The 18,892-nt window shown below is 69.6% G+C and carries 12 protein-coding genes; 4 read left to right on the plus strand and 8 right to left on the minus strand.

Features of this window, described 5'->3' with window-relative positions; translation table 11 throughout:
- Positions 1-52: 52 nt before the first annotated feature.
- Positions 53-862 carry a GH12 family glycosyl hydrolase domain-containing protein gene (locus OH768_RS15130; protein WP_406453899.1) on the minus strand — a complete coding sequence of 270 codons (810 nt, stop codon included), beginning with the start codon at positions 860-862 and terminating at the stop codon, positions 53-55.
- 245 nt (positions 863-1,107) lie between these two features.
- Here OH768_RS15130 and OH768_RS15135 point away from each other — a divergent pair, with 245 nt between their 5' ends.
- The 3 genes from OH768_RS15135 to OH768_RS15145 all read left to right on the plus strand — a co-directional run bounded on the left by OH768_RS15135 (position 1,108) and on the right by OH768_RS15145 (position 4,740).
- A complete protein-coding gene (locus OH768_RS15135) occupies positions 1,108-2,121 on the plus strand; it encodes a LacI family DNA-binding transcriptional regulator (RefSeq protein ID WP_262059187.1) in 1,014 nt (337 codons plus the stop codon).
- A gap of 95 nt (positions 2,122-2,216) precedes the next feature.
- A complete protein-coding gene (locus tag OH768_RS15140) occupies positions 2,217-4,265 on the plus strand; it encodes a TIM-barrel domain-containing protein (RefSeq protein ID WP_406453901.1) in 2,049 nt (682 codons plus the stop codon).
- A 109-nt stretch (positions 4,266-4,374) separates the two neighbouring features.
- The gene (locus OH768_RS15145) at positions 4,375-4,740 is read left to right on the plus strand and encodes a hypothetical protein (RefSeq protein WP_406453903.1); all 366 of its coding nucleotides are present in this window, start codon (positions 4,375-4,377) and stop codon (positions 4,738-4,740) included.
- Positions 4,741-4,768: 28 nt separating this feature from the next.
- Here OH768_RS15145 and OH768_RS15150 read toward each other — a convergent pair whose 3' ends face one another.
- From OH768_RS15150 to OH768_RS15180, 7 genes are all read right to left on the minus strand, one after another.
- Entirely contained in the window at positions 4,769-5,482 is a 714-nt protein-coding gene (locus tag OH768_RS15150) for a GH12 family glycosyl hydrolase domain-containing protein (protein WP_019074788.1), read from the minus strand.
- Between the two features lie 36 nt (positions 5,483-5,518).
- Positions 5,519-7,750: a glycosyl hydrolase family 95 catalytic domain-containing protein gene (locus OH768_RS15155; protein WP_406453905.1), complete on the minus strand. Its 2,232-nt coding sequence runs from the start codon at positions 7,748-7,750 to the stop codon at positions 5,519-5,521.
- The gene (locus OH768_RS15160; RefSeq protein WP_406453907.1) at positions 7,747-9,717 is read right to left on the minus strand and encodes a beta-galactosidase; all 1,971 of its coding nucleotides are present in this window, start codon (positions 9,715-9,717) and stop codon (positions 7,747-7,749) included. The genes OH768_RS15155 and OH768_RS15160 overlap by 4 nt, the downstream gene beginning before the upstream one ends.
- Positions 9,717-11,912: a 1,4-beta-glucanase gene (locus tag OH768_RS15165; RefSeq protein ID WP_406453909.1), complete on the minus strand. Its 2,196-nt coding sequence runs from the start codon at positions 11,910-11,912 to the stop codon at positions 9,717-9,719. Before OH768_RS15165 ends, OH768_RS15160 begins: the two co-directional genes overlap by 1 nt.
- Positions 11,913-12,040: 128 nt before the next feature.
- The gene (locus OH768_RS15170; RefSeq protein WP_406453911.1) at positions 12,041-12,985 is read right to left on the minus strand and encodes a carbohydrate ABC transporter permease; all 945 of its coding nucleotides are present in this window, start codon (positions 12,983-12,985) and stop codon (positions 12,041-12,043) included.
- Positions 12,982-14,016 (minus strand): ABC transporter permease, encoded by a 1,035-nt coding sequence (locus OH768_RS15175; protein WP_406453913.1) that lies wholly within the window; start codon positions 14,014-14,016, stop codon positions 12,982-12,984. The genes OH768_RS15170 and OH768_RS15175 overlap by 4 nt, the downstream gene beginning before the upstream one ends.
- Before the next feature lie 27 nt (positions 14,017-14,043).
- Positions 14,044-15,735 (minus strand): extracellular solute-binding protein, encoded by a 1,692-nt coding sequence (locus OH768_RS15180; RefSeq protein WP_406453915.1) that lies wholly within the window; start codon positions 15,733-15,735, stop codon positions 14,044-14,046.
- Between the two features lie 291 nt (positions 15,736-16,026).
- Between OH768_RS15180 and OH768_RS15185 the strand changes: the two genes are divergently transcribed.
- Complete coding sequence (locus OH768_RS15185) at positions 16,027-18,864, plus strand: glycoside hydrolase family 3 C-terminal domain-containing protein (RefSeq protein WP_406453917.1); 2,838 nt, start codon at positions 16,027-16,029, stop codon at positions 18,862-18,864.
- The last annotated feature ends 28 nt before the right edge of the window (positions 18,865-18,892 follow it).

The raw sequence follows: 18,892 nt of genomic DNA on the forward strand, positions 1-18,892 counted from the left end.
CCGTTCGTATCTACCCGATCCGCCGCGAAGCGGCCACCCTTCGTGCGTCCGTTCAGCCGATGTCGACGGAGTACGCCTTGGTGTCAAGGCGCCCCGAGCCCTTGAAGACCTCGGTGCCGGACTCGATGCCGGAGAGGTACTTGTCGTTGCTCAGCAGCTTGCGGCGGACCAGGGCCTGGGTGAAGTCGTCGATGTCGAGCGTGGCCTTGGTGGTGTTGGCCCGACGCACGAAGGAGTACACGTTCCAGCCGATGTTTCCCTGGTAGATGTCCCACATGGCGCCGTCGAGGCTGACGCTGCCGTACTTGGTGCCGAGCGGGCCCGCGCCGCCCTGCCGGTTGAGCCAGATCATGATCTCGTCGGTGGGCTGATCCGCCCAGTCGGCGGTGTTCTTGGCGTGCAGCCACAGGTCGTAGGCGACGTCGAGCGTGCCCGGGTTGGAGTTGAGCGTGAAGTCCCAGGTCGTCTTCACCGGCTTGCGGTCGCCGACGCGGATCGGCAGACCGGTCGTCGCCTTTTCGACCTTCCAGCCCCAGTGCCAGCCGAGGACGGTGCTGGCGTAAGACTTCACGTCCGCGTCGGTGCCCTTGCCGTTGTTCGCCCAGCTGAAGGACGTGCCCCAGGAAATCGTGGACCCCGACTGGGAGTTGTCCCAGACGCACTGGCTGCCGGTGGCCTTGTCCTGGCCCCAGAGGTTGTTGTTCACGTAGTACTTGCCGAGCGTGACGGTGTCGAAGGCCCCGCACTTCTTGCTCGACTCGCCCGCCTGGGCGACGGTCACGCCGGCGAGGGCCGTGAGCGCGACCGAGGCGGCGGCCAGCACCTTCGCCTTCTTCGAGAGGCGGGGTCTGCGGTGTTGCATCGGGGGTCCTTCCGGGGGACGGTTCGTCTACGACCTCCCAGTGGCCGCCGACCCGGCCGGAGGTTGCCTTCCCCGAGCGGAGAATCCCGGGAGCCTCCCGCTGAGCCCGGCTTCCGGAGAAAGTGTCGAAGCGCTTCGACAACCTATGGACACCCACACCGCCTGAAGCTAGTGTCGAACCACCCTCACCCGCCCTTGTCAGCAACGCGCACTGTCGAAGCGCTTCACAAAGCTTGGAGAGCTGGATGGTCACCCTCGCCGAGGTCGCCCAGCACGCCGGAGTCTCGGCGAGCACGGTGAGCTATGTCCTCAGCGGCAAGCGGTCCATCTCCGGAGCCACCCGGCAGCGGGTCGAGCAGAGCATCCGCGAGCTGGGCTACCACCCGAACGCGGGCGCCCGCGCCCTGGCCAGCAGCCGGTCGAACATCATCGCGCTGATGGTGCCGCTGCGCACGGACATGTACGTCCCGGTGATGATGGAGATCGCCATCGCCGTGGCGACCACCGCCCGCCTGCACGGCTACGACGTGCTGCTGCTCACCGGCGAGGAGGGCCCCGACGCGGTACGCCGGGTCACCGGCAGCGGGCTCGCCGACGCGATGATCCTGATGGACGTCGAACTCGCCGACGAGCGGCTGCCGTTGCTGCGCGGCACCGACCAGCCGTCCGTGCTCATCGGCCTCCCCGCCGACACCACCGGACTGACCTGCGTCGACCTCGACTTCGGGGCGACCGGCGCGCTGTGCGTCGAGCATCTCGCGAAGCTCGGTCACCACGACATCGCTGTCATCGGCGAGGCGCCCGCGGTCTACGAGCGGCACACCGGTTTCGCCGAGCGCACCCTCGACGGACTCCGGTCCCGGGCACGGGAGTTGGACCTCCGGGTACTGCACCGGCCGTGCGAGGGCGGGTACGACGCGATGGCGGTGACACTGGCCCGGATCTTCGACGAGCGCCCCGGCACCACGGGGTTCGTCGTGCAGAACGAGTCGGCGGTCGAGCCGCTGCTCGCCCTGCTGCGCCAGCAGGGCCGGGCCGTGCCGGAGGACGTGTCGGTGGTCGCGGTCTGCCCCGACCAGGTCGCCACCCAGGCCTCGGTGCGGCTGACGTCCGTGGCCATCCCCGCGCAGGAGATGGGGCGTTACGCCGTGGAGCACCTGGTGGCCAAGCTGGACGGCCGCGGCAGCGACGAAGTCGTGCTGATCGCACCGGAGTTGACGGTGCGGGCGAGTACGGGGCCGGCGCCCGCCGCGTCCTGAGCCTTTTCCGTACCCGGAGTTCCACCCCTGCGCCGCCGCCAGGGCACCGCCATGTCTGCAACTCCTCCGTCTGCACTCCTCACAGGAGCCCTCTCGTGAATCAGCCTGCCGGAAACCAGCCCAAGGTCAGCCTCGCGCAGTCCTCCCCCACCCTCGGCACCTTCCGCGAGCGGGACGGCGCGCTGGAGTGGAGCGGGCGTCAGGAGACCGTTCGGATCGAGCCCTGGGGTCCGGACGCGGTCCGGGTCCGGGCCCGGCTCGGCGGCCCGCTGCTCGACGGGCTGCCGGGCGCGCTCCTGGACGAGGCGCCGACCACCGAGGCGAGCGTCAAGATCGAGGAGGGCCAAGGGACCCTGACCGTGGGCGGGTTGACCGTCCACGTCGACGCCGAGGGCCTGATCCGCTTCTTGCGCACCGAGGACTCCGCCGAGCTCCTCGCGGAGGCCCGCGCCCACTTCTGGTGGCCCGGCTCGCGGCTCTACACGGCGGTCGGCAACGGTCATCACCGCCTGGAACAGCGCTTCGCGGCCTACGAGGACGAGAAGCTGTACGGCCTCGGGCAGCACCAGCACGGGAAGCTGGACCAGAAGGGGCTGGTCCTCGACCTGGTCCAGCGCAACGCCGAGGTCGGTATCCCGGTGCTCGTCTCCAGCCGCGGCTACACCCTGCTGTGGAACAACCCGGCGATCGGCCGCGTCGAGCTGGCAGGCAACGGCACGCGCTGGGTGGCCGATTCGGCCCGGCAGATCGACTACTGGATCACCGCCGGCGACCCGGCCGACGGCCAGCGCCGCTACAGCGCGGTGACGGGCCGTACGCCGATGCTGCCCAAGTGGGCGGCGGGCTTCTGGCAGTGCAAGCTGCGCTATCGCACCCAGGCCGAACTCCTCGCCGTGGCACGGGAGTACAAGCGCCGCGAGCTGCCCTTGTCGGCGATCGTCTGCGATTTCTTCCACTGGACGCACCTGGGCGACTGGAAGTTCGACCCGGCGGAGTGGCCCGACCCGGCGGCCATGGTCCGCGAACTCGACGAGCTGGGCGTGAAGTTGGTGGTGAGCGTCTGGCCGTCCGTCTCCCCGCTCAGCGAGAACCACTCGGTGCTGGAGCAGCGCGGCCATCTGATCGGCACCCAGTACGGGCCGATGGCCCACGCCGACTGGCCGGACAAGGGGGTCGCGTCGACCGTCCAGGTCGCCTTCTACGACGCGACCAACCCCGAGGCCCGCGAGTTCCTGTGGTCGAAGATCAGGGACAACTACCTTGTGCCGTACGGCATCACGGCCTTCTGGCTGGACGCCTGCGAGCCCGAGCTGAAGCCGGGCTTCCAGGAGAACCTGCGCTACTGGGCGGGCCCGGGTCTGGAGGTCGGGAACCTCTATCCGGCCGAGAACTCCCGTACGTTCCATGAGGGGTTGCGGGCCTCCGGCTCGGGTGACGACGAGATCATCACCCTCAACCGCTCGGCGTGGGCGGGCAGTCAGCGTTACGGCGCCGCGCTGTGGTCGGGTGACATCGGCACCGACTTCCCGACTCTGCGCCGCCAGATAGCCGCCGGTCTCAACACCGCGCTGTCCGGCATCCCTTGGTGGAACACGGACATCGGCGGCTTCCACGGCGGCGACCCGGACGACCCGGCGTACCAGGAAGTCATGGTCCGCTGGTTCCAGTTCGGCGCGCTGTCCCCGCTGATGCGCCTGCACGGTTTCCGCGACCCGGGCATGCCGCTCGGCCCCGACATGACGGGCGGCCCCAACGAGGTCTGGTCGTACGGCGATCAGGCCCTCCCCATCCTGGAGAAGTACCTGCGGCTGCGCGAGCGCCTGCGGCCGTACGTCCTCGATGTGATGCGGGCCGCGCACGAGGAGGGGCTGCCGGTGATGCGGCCGTTGTTCCTGGAGTTCCCGCAGGACCCGGCGAGTTGGTCGGTCGACGACGCGTATCTCTTCGGCCCGGACCTGCTGGTCGCCCCCGTGCTGACGGCCGGTGCCACGGTCCGTACGGCGTATCTCCCGGCGGGCGCGTGGTGGACGGACGCGTGGACGGGCGAGACGTACGAGGGTGGCACGGCTGTCACGGTCGACGCCCCGCTGGACCGGATTCCGCTGTTCCTGCGGGACGGGACGACGCTGCCGGTGGCGGAGTAGCCGTGTGCGGAGGGGAGTTGGGCAGCCCTTCCGGGCCGTGACGGTTCCGTTGCGCGGAACTGTGGGCTCCGTCACAGCCGTGCCGATCTTGTTCTGGTGGACTCCTCCGATGGTCTTACGCAAGCTCGCCGGCGCGGCGGGCCTGGTCGCGTTCGCTCTGTATCTCTGGGGTCTGCTCCACATCATGGGCGCGCTGCTGGAGGTGGGGGACGGCGGCACCGGCTCGGCGCCGCTGCCGCCCTGCCGTACGGTCAACGGGCAGTACGACGAGCGGACTTCGAACGTCATCAGCTACTCGGTGGACTATGTCCCGCTGCGGTTCGTCTGCGAGACGAAGGGCGGCGGCGGCTTCGTGTCCGACACCGTTCCCGATTACGTCAACCCGGCGGTCGGCGCCCTCGTGCTCGCAGCTCTCGGCTGCTGGGTCGCGGGGCTCGTCGTCGCGGAGCCGCCCGGCCCCCGTGGTGTGCGGTGACCGGGCGGCTGAGCGGTACTGGAGTGGGTCAACTACTGGTGACACTCTCGCTGTTGGTGGTGAAGGCGAGCCCGCCTGACGAGGACGTGATCTCGAAGCCGAACTGCAGGTCCCCGATGGTCACGTTGCCGAACCAGCCCTTGGTGTCCTTGATCCACTTCAGGATCGGCAGGATGTCGATCGTCCCGGACGAGGAGTTGGAGCTGCGCACGAACGAGAACACGTCGTTGCTGCCGTTGTTGCCCTTGTAGACGGTCCAGGTGGAGCCGCCCAGCGTCAGGCTGCCCTGCGAGGTGCCGAGCGGGCCGACCGCGCCGGTCTTGTTGACCCAGAGCATGATCTCGTAGGCGTAGTTGGTGTCCCAGATGTCGTACGACGTGTTGTACGCGCCGGACGACGGCACCGTGACGTTGTAGCTGCTCTTGAGCGAACCGAGCGAGGTGATCGACTTGCCGATCACCTTCTTGGCGTTGGGGTAGGCCTTGATGCCGCCGGTGTTGGGGTGGTTGGCGGTGACTCCCCAGTTGGTACCGGAGTTGGCCCAGATGCACTGGGTGCCGGCGCCGGAGCCCCAGATGTCGTTGTAGAGCGTGTAGCCGTTCAGGGTCGTGCTGCCCCACTGGTCGCAGGAGCTCCAGACGGCGGCGGAGGCGGGGGCCGAGGCGAGGCCGACGGTGGCGCCGAGCGCAAGGGCGGGGGCCAGCAGGGCCATGACGAGCCTGCTGCGGGTGCGTGTTGCCATGGTGTCCCTTCCATGGGTGGGGGGAGTTGCGTGTGGCTACCGCGCCCCCAGGGTGAGGACGCGGTCTTCTCCGGCGACGAGTTCGAGCGGCTGGGTGCCGGAGGAAGTCCGCAGTTCGACGCGGTGGGTGCGGGAGGGGCGGAGGACCGCGACGGCCGTGTCCGGCGTCCAGGTGAGATCGAGCTCCGCCCCGAACCTCGTGCGTACGCCGGTGAGTTGCCCCTGCGGATACGCCGCGGGCAGCGCGGGCAGCAGGACCAGCCGGTCCGGGGTCGACTGCACCAGCGTCTCGATCAGCACACCGGGCAGGGTGTGCGCGGCGTCCGCGTTGTAGACGTCGCGGTTCGGGTAGTGCGCGCTCATCAGCGAGGCGTGGAAGAAGTCGCCGTCGAGGACCTGGCCGAGGGCGTGCGCGACCCGTTCGCCGTCGCGAAGCCGGGCGGCGACGAGCGCGTGGTGGAGGTGGCCGTGCGCCGAATCGTTCTCGGCGCCCCGGAGTTGGAGGGCGCGATGGGCGGCTTTCCCGAGCTCCGGGGTGTCGTAGGGGTTGATCTCGTCGAGGGGCCAGACGCCGTAGAGATGGCTGAGGTGGCGGTGGTCGTAGGTGTCCTCCAGGCCCGGCCAGGCCCATTCGGCCAGGGCGCCGTCGGCGTTGACGCGGTGCGGCGGCAGCCGGTCGGCGAGGGCGCGCCAGCGTTCGGCCTCCGGGGTGCCGGGGTGGTAGTCGGCGGCGGTGCGCAGCGCGTGCCGGGCCGCGGAGAGGTCCATCGCCGCGTTGATCGCGCCCCAACTGCCGTTCGCGGGACGGTTCTCCGGTGAGTAGGAGGGGACGACGACAAGGTGCCCGTCCGGGTCGGCGCGGGTCAGGAAGTCCTCGTAGAACAGGGCGACTTCGGCGAGCGCGGCGGCGGTGCGCGGGTCGCGTGCGCCGCGCGTCTCGTCGTGGTCGACGAGCGGCTTGAGCAACCAGTCCGCGCCCGCGGTCCACAGCTGGAGCGGGTACTCACGGCTGAAGTGGTACGACAGCCCGGACTCGCCGTCGGTGTGCGCGGGCGCGACGACGCCCCGGGCACCGAACACGGCACGGGCGTTCTCCCGCCAGTCATCGAGCTGACGATGGATCAGGGAGGCAAGGGCGTCGGTGACTTCGGGGAGTGCGGCGCTCGCGGCCGAGGCGGTCTGGAGGTTGAGGTTCGCGTCGTTGGTGAAGGCCCCGGACCAGGCCGTGTTCCAGTCGCCGGTCCACAGGCCGGTGAGGCGGGGCGGGAGCAGGCCGCCGGCGGAGAGGAGGTGGTAGCGGCCTGCGGCGAAGAGGCGTTCCAGGAGGGCGGGGCTACTGGGCCGCTTGAGCAACTCGGAGCCGGGAAGGGCGCGTTCGGTCGCTTCGGCCCGGAGATCGAGGGTGACGCGGCGGTAGGCCGTGCGGTGGAGGGCGAGGTGACGGTCGAGGAGGGTGTCGTAGAGGTGCCCGTGCCGCTCGTCGGGCAGCAGGGCACGCAGGGCTCGGGTCTCCGCCGCGACGTCCAGTTCGCCGGTGTGGCGTCGCACGCGGGTGAGGAGCAGGACCTCGGTGGCACCGGTGACGCGAACTCCGGTCGGCGCGAGTCGAGTTGTGCCGCCGGTGACCACGGCCAGGGTCACTCCGGTGTAGGCGCGGTCGCTGTCGGGGTAGCGGACACGGAGGTTGAGCAGGGCACCGTCGGGGGTGAGGAGTGTGCCGTGGCCGACGGTCAACCTTGCCGGTGCGCCCGGGAGTTGGTGCTCCTGGGCGAGGTCGAGGGTGAGGTCGGGGGCCGTGACGTGCTGGACGATCACGTCGTCGGCGCGGGAGACGAAGACGCGGCTGCGCCAGTCGCCGCGGTGGGCGGTGGTCTCGCCGGTGGTGAAGTCGACGGAGCGGTGGTAGTCGCGTTCCGCGTCGGCGGTCGACCGGCTGCGCAGTCGTGTCCGGAAGGCGGGGTGGAAGGGCTGGACCCACTGGATCGGGCGGCCGTCCGTGAAGTCTTCGGCGGCCGTCAGGTCACCGGCGAGCAACCGGTCCTGGAGTGCGGGGAGTCGGGCGGCGAGGCGTGGGGGCCGGGCGTGCTCGGAGCCGTTCGGGCGGACGAGGGTGTGATGGGTGACGATGACACGGTCGTCGCTCGGATCGCCGAACACGAGGGCGCCGTGGTGGCCGTTGCCGCTGAGGTAGGCGTCCTCCCAGCGGGTGGCGGGGAGGGGTTCCCAGGTGCCGTGGACGGGGCTCTCCTGTGCAGGGCGACCGGTCATGGCCGTAGCACCGCCACGCCGTAACGGCCGAGGGTGAGTTCGTCCTCGGCGGTCGTGCCGGTGAGCAAGTCGTCGTGGCGGCCCGGGACTTCGACGGTCACCGGTTCGCGTCCGTGGTTGAGCAGGAACAGCAGCTCGCCGCGTCGTACGGCCTCGACGCCCACCGGAAGCCCTTCGAGCACCGGGCGGACCCCCGCCTCGGCGGCGACCCGGGCGAGCAGGGCGCGGAGCGCGTACGGCTCGGGGAGCGTGGAGACGTACCAGGCCCGGCCCTTGCGCAGCACGGCCGGCAGCCCCTCCAACTCTCCGCCCTTGTACGGGATCGCCTCGTCGGCGGCCCCGTCCTCGGGTTCGATCTCCTCCGACCAGAGCGTCCCGCGGAAGCCCTCGCACTCGACGGTCTCCCCGGGGTCCAGCGGCCACCACTCGTGCAGGGTGCGGATGCCGAACAGTTCGCGGAGCCGGGCGTCCATGCCGCCGGGCCGTACCCGGTCGTCCTCGTCTGCGATCCCCGTGAGGAAGCCGCAGACGAGGGTGCCGCCGCCGCGGACGTACGCGAGGAGGTTGTCGATCGCGGTGTCGGTGAGGAGGTAGAGCTGCGGGACGACGACCAACTCGTAGGCGGACAGGTCGTGTTCGGGGTGGGCGAAGTCCGTGGTGAGGTGGGACTCCCACAGGGCGCGGTGCCAGGCGCGGACGACCTCGGGGTGGTCGACCTCGGTGGAGAGGCGGCCGTCCTGGGAACCGGCCCACCAGGCGTGCCAGTCGTGCAGGATCGCGATGTCGGCGGGGATGTGAGTACCCGTCACCTCGTTGCCGATACGGGCGAGTTCGGCGCCGAGCTGCTTGACCTCCTGGAAGGTGCGGCCCCGCTCCCCCGCGTGGCTGAGCATCCCGGAGTGGAACTTCTCGGCGCCCTGCCGGGATTGGCGCCACTGGAAGTAGCAGACGGCGTCGGCGCCTCGGGCCACGGCCTGGAGGGACCAGAGGCGGTTGAGGCCGCGCGGCTTCGGGTGGTTCACCCCGCGCCAGTTGACCGATCCGGCCGCCTGTTCCATGAGCATCCAGGGGCCGCGCGCCTGCGAGCGGGTCAAGTCCTGTACGAGAGCGGCACTTTGGGCGCCGAGCGGGTCGCGCGGATCGGGATAGAGGTCGACCGAGACGACGTCCTCCTCCTCGGCCCAGCGCCAGGCGTCCTGACCGACCCACAGCGGCATGAAGTTGGTGGTGACCGGGAGGTGCGGGGTGTGCCGGCGGACGATGTCGCGCTCGGCGGTGTAGCACTCCAGGAGCATGTCGGAGGTGAAGCGCCGGAAGTCGAGCACCTGGGTGGGGTTGTTGAGGTAGTGGGCGTGACGCGGGGGCAGAACGCCGTCCCAGGTGTCGTAGCCCTGGCTCCAGAACGCCGTGCCCCAGGCGGAGTTGAGGGCGTCGAGCGTGCCGTACTTCGCGCGCAGCCAGCGGCGGAAGGCGACGGCGGCCTCGTCGCCGTAGTCGAAGGTGCAGTACTCGTTGTTGATGTGCCACATCGTGAGGGCGGGGTGGCCGGCGTAACGGGCGGCCAGGGCCTCGGTGATGGCGGCGGCGTGCCGGCGGTAGACGGCGCTGGAGTGCGAGAAGTGCTGGCGTCCGCCCCACCACTCGATCCGGCCGTCGGCGTCCCGGGGCAGGGTCTCCGGGTGGAGGCGGCCCAGCCACGGCGGCGGGGAGGAGGTGGGCGTGGCGAGCACGACCCCGATCCCGCTGTCGTGCAGCAGATCCATCAGCCGGTCGAGCCAGCCGAACTCCCTTGCTCCCGGCTCGGGTTCGAGCTTCGCCCAGGAGAAGACGCCGAGGGTGACGGAGTTGACGCCTGCGTCCTTCATCAGCCGGACGTCCTCGGGCCAGGTCTCCTCGGGCCACTGCTCGGGGTTGTAGTCGCCGCCGAAGAGGACGCGGCCACGGGTGGCGTCACCGAGCTGAGGCATCAGATCCGCTCCCCGTACTGGATGCCGCGCCCGTTGGTGGCGAGGTAGACACGGCCGTACACGCGCGGGTCACCGGTGATGCACTGCCCGGTCCAACCCCACTGGTGCCGGTCGTCGTTGATCCGCACCCAGGTCTTCGCCTCGTCGTCGGAGCGGTAGACGGCGGTGATGGTCTCGGTCGAACCGACCTGATAGATCGCCGGGTAGTCGGCGCCGGGGGCGGGTCTGCCGAAGCCGAGGGTGTAGGAGGCCCAGCAGCCGGCGACCTTGCTGAAGCTCGCACCGCCGTCGACGGACCGGTAGAGCCCGTTCCACTTCACACTCAGCCACAGGTCACCGGACCTGCCCGGCGCCGCGACCAGCTGGAACTGACTGTCCCCGGCGGGCAGCCCATCCGCACGCGCAGTGAACGAAAGGCCACTGTCAGTGCTGGCGTATAGCGTTCCTGTGTCGGTGTCGTATGCGTAGAAGAGCGTCGGGTCGGCCGGGTCGGCGACCGGCGTGGCGCCCTTCGGGAAGGAGGAGACCTCGGACCAGGTCGCGCCGTTGTCCGCCGAGCGGTGAGCCGCGTACTTCGTGCCGTCCCAGTGCACGAAGGACCACAGCAGCGTACCGCCGTCGGCGCTGGTGGCGATCGGCCCCGGTGCGTCGTGGGCGAGGGAGGGCTGGGCAGCGAAGGGCGCCCAGGTCCGGCCGCCGTCGCCCGAGTAGGCACCGTTGCCGTTGTCGCCCCAGCCCGTGCGGACGACATACGCCGGCCTGCCCGCGGCCTGCGCGATTCCCGTCGCCGACCCGAACACGGGGTTCGTCGCCATGCCGCGCGACGGAGACGCCGTGAGCCGCTCGTGGTACATCACGCCGATGTCCCGCGAGGCGCTGATCAGGTGCGCCTCCCCGACCGGGGGCGAGATCAGCTGGATCACGGACGTCTCCTCCAGACCACGGATCCGCGGTGCCCAGTGCGTGAGGTCACGGGTGCCGTAGAGGGTGGCGCCGGTGCCGTAGACGACGTGCTTGGAGTCGTAGGGGTCGACGGCGACGGCCTGGATCCACCAGCCGAACTTCGGCTCATCCGCACCCCACTTGAGGAAAGGAGTCTCGGACACGTCGAAGACAGCCGAGTCCTTGAGGGACGTCCAGGTGAGGCCACCGTCGGTGGTCCGGTACAGGGTGTCCACGGCCGCCCAGCGGTTGTTGGTGGAGACGACGACGGTGCCCGCGCGACGGGCGTCGACGGCGACCCCGCCATAGCCGAAGGTGTCGCTGCCGCCGGGCTGGACGGGGGTGACGTCCGTCCAGCGCCCGGTGGCGGGCGCGAGCCTGTGCACACTGCCGGCGGACTGCCCGTTGGGCCCGGGAGCGTCGGCGTACGTCACATACAACTCGCGCGCGTGGCCGTCGTACGCGGCACGGATCGGGACCTTGGCGGAGGTGCCGGTGGGCTGCCCGGGGACGGCCTCCCAGGTGGTGCCGTCGGTGGTGCGGTAGAGGTTGACGGCGGTTGCGCTCCCATCGCCGTCACCCCACCCGGCGTAGACGGCACGGCCGACGGCGACGAGGAAGGTGACGCCCTGGCCGGTTGCGCTCACGGCAGCCGGGAACCCGCTGGCGGCTGTCCAAGTGGCGCCCCGGTCAGCGGACTTGAGCAACCCGTCGTGTCGGGTGCCGAGCCACAGGGTGTCGCTGTCACGCGGATCCACGAGCAGCCGCTCTCCGGTACCGCGCCCGTCCTCGTTGCCACCGAGCTTCACGGCGAGGTCGGTACGGGTCCAGGTGGCGCCCCGGTCCTCGGAGCGCAGGATGGCTCCGTTGCCCGCCCAGGACTGGGCGTAGGTGCCGACGGCGAGGTACAGCCGGTCCGGATGCGCCGGGTCGACGGCGAGGGCTTCCACACCGAGGAGATTCCAGTCGTCCCAGCCGAGTTGATCGGTGAGGGGTGTCCAGTGGGCGGTCCGGTCGTCCCAGCGGTAGGCACCGCCGATATCGGTACGGGCGTAGGCGAGGCCGCGGACGGAGGGGTGGAAGAGGACGCCGGTGACGAATCCGGTGCCGCCGATGGTGGCGTTGCGCCAGCGGTAGGAGGGGGTGGCTGCCGCTGCATGCGCCGTGGTGGTGACGCCCGGCACGGTGGCAAGCGCAGCGGCGGCTGCGGTGCCCGCGAGAACGGCACGCCTGCTTATTTCGGACGCGCGCATGACATACCTCGCTCTACGAAGAAACGGTCAGGGGAGATTCTTTGAGGGGCGCGGGGCTGTATCGATTTGCGGCTCCGCCGCGTGGGCGCGACCAGCCACAACGCACCCGCAGACAAACAGCAACGGATTCAGCCCTTGACGGCCCCCGTCAACATCCCCTTCTTGAAATGCCGCTGCACAAACGGCGAAAGCACAGCCACCGGCAACAAAGCCATCACCATGACCGCCATCTGCACGGCCAGCCCCGACAACTCCCCCGTCTTGATCGCCTGGCCCAGCCCCACCGGAGCCTCCTGTTTCTGCACCAGCTGGATCATGACGTTCTGCAGCGGCATCATGTCCTGGTCGTTGAGATACAGGGACGCATTGAACCAGGCGCTCCAATACCCCACGGCGTAGAACAGCGTGATGACGGCAAGCACCGCACGGGACAGCGGCATCACGATCTGCCAGAGAATCCGGAAATCACCGGCGCCGTCGATCCGCGCGCTGTCGACGAGTTCCTGCGAGATGCCCATGAAGAACCCGCGCAGCACAAGGATGTTGAAGACGCTGAGCGCACTCGGCAGGATCAGCGCGAGATAGCTGTCGGTGAGACCGAGCGACTGCACCAGCAGATACGTCGGAATGAGCCCGGCGCTGAAGAACATGGTGGCGAGCAGCAGCATCAGGATCCACCGGTGCCCGAGCGAGCCGATGCGCGAGAGGCCGTAGGCGCACAGGACGGACACCGTCATGGAGAACGCCGTGCCGACGACGGTGATGAGGACGCTGATGACCGCCGCGCGGGTGACCTGGCCGCCGCTGAGGAGTTCCTTGTAGGCGATGAAGGTGATGCCCTTGGGGACCATGACCAGGCCGCCCGCCTGGTCGATGGTCTTGCGCGAGGAGAGGCTGGTGACGAGGACGATCCAGAGCGGGAAGAGGATGCCGAGGCAGGCGAGGGTGAGGACGAGCCCCTTGCCGGCGAGGCCGGCCTTGCTGGGTTCCTCCTCCCAGGTCGGCCGGGGCGGCGCGGCCCAACGGCCGGGCTGTCGTACTGACTTGACAGGCTTGTCGATGACGGCGGTCATTTCTTGTACACCCCCTGCTCGCCCATGAGGTGGGCCACTTTGTTCGCGGCGAGGACCAGGCCGAGGCTGATCACGCCCTTGACGAGTCCGGCCGCGGCGGCGTAGCCGAAGTCCTGGTTGCGGACGCCGTTCCACCAGACGAAGGTGTCGAGGACCTCCGCCGCTCCTGGTCCCACGGCGTCGCGTTGGAGCAGGATCTGCTCGAAGCCGACCGTCAGCGCATCGCCCACGCGCAGTACCAGCAGCAGCGCGATCACCGGCCGGAGTGCGGGCAGCGTGACGTGCCACATGCGGCGCCAGCGGCCGGCGCCGTCCATCGCGGCGGCCTCGTAGAGGTCGGGGCTGACGGAGGACAGCGCGGCGAGGAAGACGATGATCCCCCAGCCGGCGTCCTTCCACACGCTCTGCGCGGTGATCAGAAACTTGAACGTGTTGGGGTCGGTCATGACGTCGAGGCCGTCGAAGCCGTGCTGCCGCAGAAGTTGCGAGAACAGCCCTGCCCCGCCGAGGAGTTGCTGGAAGACAGCGATGACCAGCACCCAGGAGAAGAAGTGCGGGAGGTAGAGGATCGCTTGTGAGAGTGCCCTGACCCGGGGCCTGACCACGCTGTTGATGAGCAGCGCGAGCAGGATCGGGATCGGGAAGAACAGGATCAGCTGGAGGAAGAACAGGACGAGCGTGTTCTGTACGGCGCTCCAGAAGGCGGAGTCCGCGAAGATCTGGTGGAAGTTCTCCAGGCCGACCCAGGGGCTGTGCAGCATCGAGACGATGCCGTTGTCGCTGACGTAGGGGTCGTAGTCCTCGAAGGCGACGATGTTGCCGAGGATCGGCAGGTAGTTGAAGACCAGGATGAGCAGGACGGCCGGCAGGGTCATCAGGAGCAGGACGCGGTCGCGTCTGAACCTGAGCCGCCAACTCACCTTCGCCTTGGGCTTGTTCTGCCGGGAGCCGGTGGCGCCGCCGGACGCCACCGGGGTCTTCCCTGTCGTGTCGGCCTCGGTCCTGCTCCGAGGCACCGTGCTGTGGGACACGGCCGTTCTCCTTGCCTCGGTACCCGGTCAGCTCGTCGCGGTGCCGTTGTCGTCGAGCAACTTCTGGTACCAGGCGCGGAGTTGGTCGCCGCCCTTGCTCTTCCAGTCCGACACGGCCTGCTGCATGTCGCTGATCTTCTTGCGGCCGCGGGTGATGTCGTCCTCCAACTGCTCGAAGTCGTTGGAGAGGTTGGTGTAGCGGCTCGGTTCGGTGATCTGCTGGCCGTAGAACGTCGACTTCTTTGTGAAGGCGCCCATCCGTTGCTGCCACTCGACCTGCGCCTTGGCGACATCGGGGAAGTCGGGGTGGGCGATCGTCGCGGCGGGGCTGGCGACCATGACGTAGGCGTTGATGACCTCGTTGTTGCCCTGGTCGGTCTTGGTGGGGACACCGTTCTTGACGGTGTAGTGGGTGCCTTCGACGCCGTAGTTGGTGAGCATGTACTCCTTGGTGCCGTACGGCGCGGCGGTGACGTTGGCGACGGCCAGCGCGTCACGGATCACGGACTCCGAGGCCTTCTTGCTGATGAAGGCGAAGATGCCGGCCGGTTCACCGGCCCAGAGGGTCGGGTCGCCGCCGTCGTGGCCGAAGATGTCCATGCCCCAGATCTTGTAGTCCGGGTTCTGGGTGGCCTGTTCGGCGGTGCGGCTCCACCACTGCGAGATGTCCTGGCTGTAGATGAGAAACTCGCCCGCGGCGAACTTGGGGCCCGGGTCGGTGGCCGCGCTCTTGCCCAACTTGGCGTCGGGGTGCACGTATCCGGCGGCGAACAGCTTGCGGGTCCACTCCAGCGCTTCGAGGTACTCCTGGGTCTCGATGCGGTTGACCAGCTTGCCGTCCACCAGGTTCCAGCCGAGCGACTTCTCGCTGCCGGAGAGCACACCGAAGGCGTTGAAGGCGGTCCACTTCATGTCCAGGCAGGCCCAGCGCTTGGCCTTGGCGTTGGTGATCTCCTTGGCCAGGGCCATGAACTCGTCGGCGGAGGTGGGGACTTGGTACCCCTCCTTGTCGAAGATGTCCTTGCGGTAGAGCGGCACGATGTTGGGGACGTACGAGGACGGCATGGGCAGGCCGCGCAGCTTGCCGCCGAAGATGCAGCGCTGCCAGGCGTCGGACGGGATCGCCGCGAGGTTCGGGTAGTCCTTGACCTTGTCGCCGGAGAGGTAGGGGCCGAGGTCGGCGAACTTGCCGATGATGGCGCTGGGTATCTTGCCGCCCATGTTCCAGCCGGGGACGACCACGATGTCCGGGATGTCGCTGGAGGCGAGCACCGCGCCGAGCTTCTGGTCGTAGGTGTTGCCGTCCTGGTTCTGCCAGGCCACGTCGACGCCGATCAGCGAGTTCATCGCCTTGTAGTAGGCGTTGTCGCTCTTCGGCGGGGAGCCCCAGAACGGCGACATGATGGAGACCTTGCCGCCCTTGCCGAGCTTCTTCGGGACCGAGGTCTTCAGCGTGGCGAGGTCGAGCTTGCTGGTGAAACCGATCGCCGAGCCGTTCTTGGAGGCGATGTCCGGGGTCACCACGTTGCCGGCGACGAACGCGGGCAGCAGCTTCTTGACGCCCTTGCCCTCCGAACTGCCCCCGCCCGAACCGCTGTCCGAGGCGCCGCAGGCGGAGAGCAGCGGTACCCCTCCCGCCACCGCTGCGGCGACGACCGCCGTGGAGGCGAGGAAGCTTCTCCGGCTGGGAGCGGAGGCGGCGGAGGCGTTCGGCGTCATTGCGTCAACCCTTCATGGCGCACCAGGACACCCGGCGGTGGAGCCGTCGGCTGCGGTGTCTTGAGTGGAACAGAGCACTTAGTCGAAGCGCTTCGATGTTGCTGCGAGGTTAAGTGAACACCCAAGGGTGCACAAGGGTCGCTTCCAAGATTCCTCCGAGGTGTGCGGGGTGACCTGTCCGTATGTGCTGCTTGAAATAACGGTGAAGGTCTCTTGACACCCGCTCCGCATCGAATCAGCATCGAAGCGCTTCGAAAGAGCCGCGCCGCTCCATCGCAAGGGGAACCCCACGTGACCGCACAAACGCCGCCTACGCCGCCTTTCCGCGACCCGCAGCTGCCGTTCGCGAAGCGCATCGACGATCTGCTGGCACGGCTCACCCTCGACGAAAAGATCGGATTTCTGCACCAGTACGCGCCCGCCGTGGAGCGCCTGGGCGTCGCCGCGTTCCGCACCGGCCAGGAGGCGCTGCACGGGGTGGCGTGGATGGGCCCGGCGACGGTCTTCCCGCAGGCGGTGGGCCTGGGCGCGACCTGGAACGAGGAACTCGTACGACGGGTCGGCGACGCGGTGTCCAAGGAGGTCCGCGCGATGCGCGCCCGCGACGACCGCGTCGGCCTCAACGTGTGGGCCCCCACGGTGAACCTGCTGCGCCACCCGCTGTGGGGCCGTAACGAGGAGGGCTACTCGGAGGACCCGAGGCTGACCTCGGCGATCGCCACCGCGTACACGCGCGGGCTGCGCGGCGACCACCCGACGTACTGGCGCACGGCCCCCGTCCTCAAGCACTGGCTGGCGCACAACAACGAGACGGGCCGCGACGTCACCTCGTCCTCCGTCCGCCCGCGCGTCCTGCACGAGTACGACCTGCGCGCGTTCCGCGAGACGGTCGAGGCGGGCGCGGTGGCCGGGGTGATGCCCGCGTACAACCTGGTCAACGGCCGCCCCAACCACGTCTCGCCGTATCTGCGCGAGCAGTTGCGCACCTGGACGGACGAGGACCTGCTGGTCTGCTCGGACGCGGGCGCGCCCTCCAACCTGGTCGACTCCGAGCACTACTTCGACACCCACGAGGAGGCGACGGCGGCCTCGCTCCTCGCCGGCGTGGACAGCTTCACCGACCACGGCACGGACGGCTCGACGATCGCGGCGCGGGTCCAAGGCGCCCTGGAGCAGGGCCTGTTGACCGAGGCGGACCTCGACGCGGCGGTGCGCCGTCAGCTCTCGGTGCGGTTCCGGCTCGGCGAGTTCGACCCGGCGCACGACCCGCACGCGGGCATCGAGGACTTCGACACCCCGGCGCACCGGGCCCTCGCCCAGGAGGCCGCCGAGCAAGCGGTCGTCCTCCTGAAGAACGAGGGCGACCTGCTGCCCCTCGCCCACGACACCCGCCTCGCCGTGGTCGGACTGCTCGCCGACGAGTGCAAACTCGACTGGTACAGCGGCACGTTGATCCACCGCTCCACTCCACTGGAGGGCCTGTACGAGCGGTTCGGCGCCGAGCGCGTCGAGTTCGCGGAGGGCGTGGACCGGGTCCGGCTGAAGACCTCCCAAGGCGCCTACCTGTACGTCCCGTTGGCGGACGTGCCCGACGAAGTACGCGGCGCCGAGGGCGCATTGGACCCCGCCCTCCTCGCGGGCCGCACCGATCTGCCCCCGCTCACCGCCGACCCCACCGGCACCGAACTCGCGCTCGTCGACTGGGGCGAGGGGGTCCTCACCCTCCGCGCCCCCGACGGCCGCTTCCTCTCGGTCGCCGAGGACGGCTACGTCCGCGCCTCCGCCGACCAGCCCGGCGGCTGGGTCGTCCAGGAGACATTCCGCCTGGAACCCCACGAGAACGGTCACCTCCTGCTGCACATCGGTACGGGTCGCCACGTCTCTGTCGCCGCCGACGGCGTGAAGGTTGCCGAAGAGGGCGGAGAAATCTTCGAGCTGGTGATCGCCGAGCGTGGCGAGGACGCGGTGGCCCGGGTCGCCGAGGCGGCCGACGTGGTGCTCGTCGTCGCGGGCAACGACCCGCACATCAACGGCCGCGAGACCGAGGACCGTACGACTCTCCAGCTCCCCGACCACCAGCAGCGCCTGCTGCGCGCGGCCCGCACCGCCAACCCGAACACGGTCCTGGCCCTGGTCTCCGCGTACCCCTACACGGTCGGCCCCTCCGACCTCCCCGCGATCCTGTGGACCGCCCACGGCGGCCAGGCAGCGGGCACCGCTCTCGCCCGCGTCCTCGCCGGAGACGTCTCCCCCGCCGGCCGTCTCCCCCAGACCTGGTACGCGGCCGACACCGACCTGCCCGACCTCCTCGACTACGACGTGATCGGCAGCGGTCAGACGTACCTCTACTTCGAGGGAGCGCCCCTGTTTCCGTTCGGCCACGGCCTGTCGTACGCGTCCTTCTCCTACGGCGACCTGAGAGCCCGGACCGAACTCGGCGCGGTGCACGTGTCGTTCACGGTCACCAACACCGGCGATGTGACGGCCGACGAGGTCGCGCAGCTGTACACCAGCGCGGTGAACCCGTCGGTCCCCCGCCCGCTCAGTGAACTGGCCGCGCACCGCCGCGTGACCCTCGCCCCGGGCGAGACGGCGGAACTCTCCTTCGAAGTCCCGTTGTCCGCCTTCGAGTTCTGGGATGTGAAGCGAGGCGGCCGACGTCTCGAATCCGGCCCGTACGACCTCTTCGTCGGCGCCTCCAGCGAGGACATCCGCCTGCGGACGACGGTGACGCTCACGGGCGAGCCCGCCGCACCCCGCGATCTCCTCCAACGGGGCCTGCCCGCGGCCGACTTCGACGAGCAGTCGGGCGGCGAGATCGTCGACCGGACGAGGGCGGCGGGCGACGCGGTGACACCGGTGGGCGGTGGTACGGCCGAACTGACCTACCGGCACTGCGACTTCGACGCCGGGGTCACGGAGGTGACCGTGGCGGTGGCGGGCGAGGGGGTCGTAGAACTGTCGCTGGACGGCGGCCCGGCGCTGGCCCGGCTCGCCCTGCCCGCGCCGACGTCGGGCCCGTACGACTACACCACGCTCGGCGCCGGAATCGTCGCCGAGGGCGTGCACGACGTGCACATCAGGCTGCGCGGCCCGTTGCGGCTCGCGCACGTCGGCTTCTCCGGCTGAGGGTCCGGAAGCAGGCCGACGGAAAGTA

Source organism: Streptomyces sp. NBC_01622, from assembly GCF_045209635.1.
Lineage (GTDB): Bacteria > Actinomycetota > Actinomycetes > Streptomycetales > Streptomycetaceae > Streptomyces.

What these genes read in the sequence shown, in the direction of transcription:
- OH768_RS15130 (WP_406453899.1), bottom strand. Translation starts at nt 862, where the DNA reads ATGCAACACCGCAGACCCCGCCTCTCGAAGAAGGCGAAGGTGCTGGCC.
- OH768_RS15135 (WP_262059187.1), top strand. Translation starts at nt 1,108, where the DNA reads ATGGTCACCCTCGCCGAGGTCGCCCAGCACGCCGGAGTCTCGGCGAGC.
- OH768_RS15145 (WP_406453903.1), top strand. Translation starts at nt 4,375, where the DNA reads ATGGTCTTACGCAAGCTCGCCGGCGCGGCGGGCCTGGTCGCGTTCGCT.
- OH768_RS15150 (WP_019074788.1), bottom strand. Translation starts at nt 5,482, where the DNA reads ATGGCAACACGCACCCGCAGCAGGCTCGTCATGGCCCTGCTGGCCCCC.
- OH768_RS15155 (WP_406453905.1), bottom strand. Translation starts at nt 7,750, where the DNA reads ATGACCGGTCGCCCTGCACAGGAGAGCCCCGTCCACGGCACCTGGGAA.
- OH768_RS15160 (WP_406453907.1), bottom strand. Translation starts at nt 9,717, where the DNA reads ATGCCTCAGCTCGGTGACGCCACCCGTGGCCGCGTCCTCTTCGGCGGC.
- OH768_RS15165 (WP_406453909.1), bottom strand. Translation starts at nt 11,912, where the DNA reads ATGCGCGCGTCCGAAATAAGCAGGCGTGCCGTTCTCGCGGGCACCGCA.
- OH768_RS15170 (WP_406453911.1), bottom strand. Translation starts at nt 12,985, where the DNA reads ATGACCGCCGTCATCGACAAGCCTGTCAAGTCAGTACGACAGCCCGGC.
- OH768_RS15180 (WP_406453915.1), bottom strand. Translation starts at nt 15,735, where the DNA reads ATGACGCCGAACGCCTCCGCCGCCTCCGCTCCCAGCCGGAGAAGCTTC.